Origin of the sequence: Protofrankia sp. Cr1, from assembly GCF_963555865.1 — a bacterium.
In the GTDB taxonomy this organism is placed as follows: domain Bacteria; phylum Actinomycetota; class Actinomycetes; order Frankiales; family Frankiaceae; genus Protofrankia.
Window position 1 is genome coordinate 1 of sequence record NZ_CAUVXO010000468.1, and the last position, 1830, is coordinate 1830.

Here is a 1830-nt window from a genome sequence, read left to right on the forward strand (position 1 = left end):
ACGACCGCGGCTACGAGCAGTGCGGCGAGAACGCCGCCCACGGCAAGCGTCTGCAGCCAGACCCGACGCGGTGGGATGTAGCCGTACACCATGCCGACCACCAGACCGGTCACGAGGCCGCCGATATGCCCCCACTTGTCGATCCCACTGATAGCGAAACTGATAATCAGATTGATGCCGACGACGACGAGGATCGCCGACGTGTCCGCCTGCAGCCGCCTGGCGATCACGTAGTAGGCCGCGAAGAACCCGAACACCGCGGTGGACGCCCCGACCGAGTAGGTGCTCCAACCATTGATCAAATAGCTGAGCGTGTTCCCACCGACGGCGCACACCACAAACAGCGCAAGGTAGCGCACCCGGCCGAGAATCTGCTCCAGCTGGTATCCGAGCAGGTAAAGCGCGTACATGTTGAGCAGGATGTGCAGGATGCTCGCGTGTAGGAACGCGGCGGTCAGTAACCGGTAGTACTCGCCGTTGACCTCCATGGCCAGCCCGTTGAGCGCAAAGTCCCGGGTGAAGGCGTTGTCCACACCGCCGCCGAGCCCCGGCAGTCCCTGGAGGATGTACGCGGCCACGCACATCCCGATGAGCACCAGGGTGACCAGCCCGGGACGTCCCTGCACCGCCCGTCCGCCAAGCCGGGTACCCGGTCGCCGGGAGGAACCACCGGCGGGGCGGCCGTGCGCGCCGGCATCTTCCGGGCAGTGGAACCCGACGTCCGCGGGACGCATGCAGTCGGGGCAGATCGCGCGTCCGCACCGCTGGCAGGACACGTACGTCTCGCGATCCTGGTGTCGGTAGCAGCGCGGGACGATCGGATGTTCGCTACCGCGTCCCGGCGGGCCGCCCGCGGGCTGGGCGGTTGGCGTCCAGCCATCCGCCGGACCAGCCTGCCCGACCACGGGACGCCAGCCGCCGGGCTCCGATGGTTGTCCGGTCGGCTGACCGGGACCGACGGGCTTGCCGGCCGAGGCGGCAGACCCGCCGTTCGGCTCCAACCACGGTGAGTTCGTCACGCCGGCCCCGACCTGTGCCCCGCGCCGACTCAGACCGGACGACGTTCGACGACGACCTGGCGTACCACGACGTCGGTGGCGGGGCGGTCCTGTGCACCCGTCGACGCCTTGCTGATCGCGTCCACGATCTCAGTGCCACGCATTACCTCACCGAAGATCGTGTGCTTGCGGTCCAGCCACGTCGTCGGCGCCACGGTGATGAAGAACTGGGAGCCGTTGGTACCCGGACCCGAATTCGCCATCGCGAGCAGATACGGGCGGGAGAAACGCAGATCCGGGTGGAACTCGTCGGCAAACTTGTAGCCTGGGCCACCGCGGCCGCTTCCCAACGGGTCACCGCCTTGGATCATGAAATCCGGGATCACCCGGTGAAAGATCGTTCCGTCGTACAGGGGGGTCGTCTGCTTCTCGCCCGTCCGCGGGTCGGTCCACTCCCGCGTGCCGGTGGCGAGACCAACGAAGTTCGCGACCGTCTTCGGCGCGTGGTTTTCGAACAGCAAGATCTCAACGTCACCCTGAGTCGTCTTCAGGGTGGCGTACAGCTCCTCGGCCATGAGCCTTCTCTTCCGTCGTGTCGGTAGTGGCTGATCGCTGGTGGCCGCGGGTGTCGCACCGCGGGTCCAACGACCGCCGTGGTCTCGATACTCCGCCGATCGTATGCGTCTGGGGCCCGACCGAAGGCGGCGCGATCGTCATTCCCGCGCCGCCGCAGGCCCCAGTAGACACAGCCGAAGGCGGCGCGATCGTCGTTCCCGCGCCGCCGCAGGCCCCAGTAGACACAGCCGAAGGCGGCGCGATCGTCGTTCCCGCG

At 67.6% G+C, this 1830-nt stretch carries 2 protein-coding genes; both read right to left on the bottom strand.

Going from position 1 to position 1830, the window contains the following annotated elements:
- The coding region (locus tag U9980_RS23845) for a rhomboid family intramembrane serine protease (protein WP_322769982.1) at positions 1-626 on the bottom strand (626 nt) is incomplete at its 3' end.
- Positions 627-1048: 422 nt separating this feature from the next.
- The gene (locus tag U9980_RS23850; protein ID WP_322769983.1) at positions 1049-1573 is read right to left on the bottom strand and encodes a peptidylprolyl isomerase; all 525 of its coding nucleotides are present in this window, start codon (positions 1571-1573) and stop codon (positions 1049-1051) included.
- Positions 1574-1830: the final 257 nt, after the last annotated feature.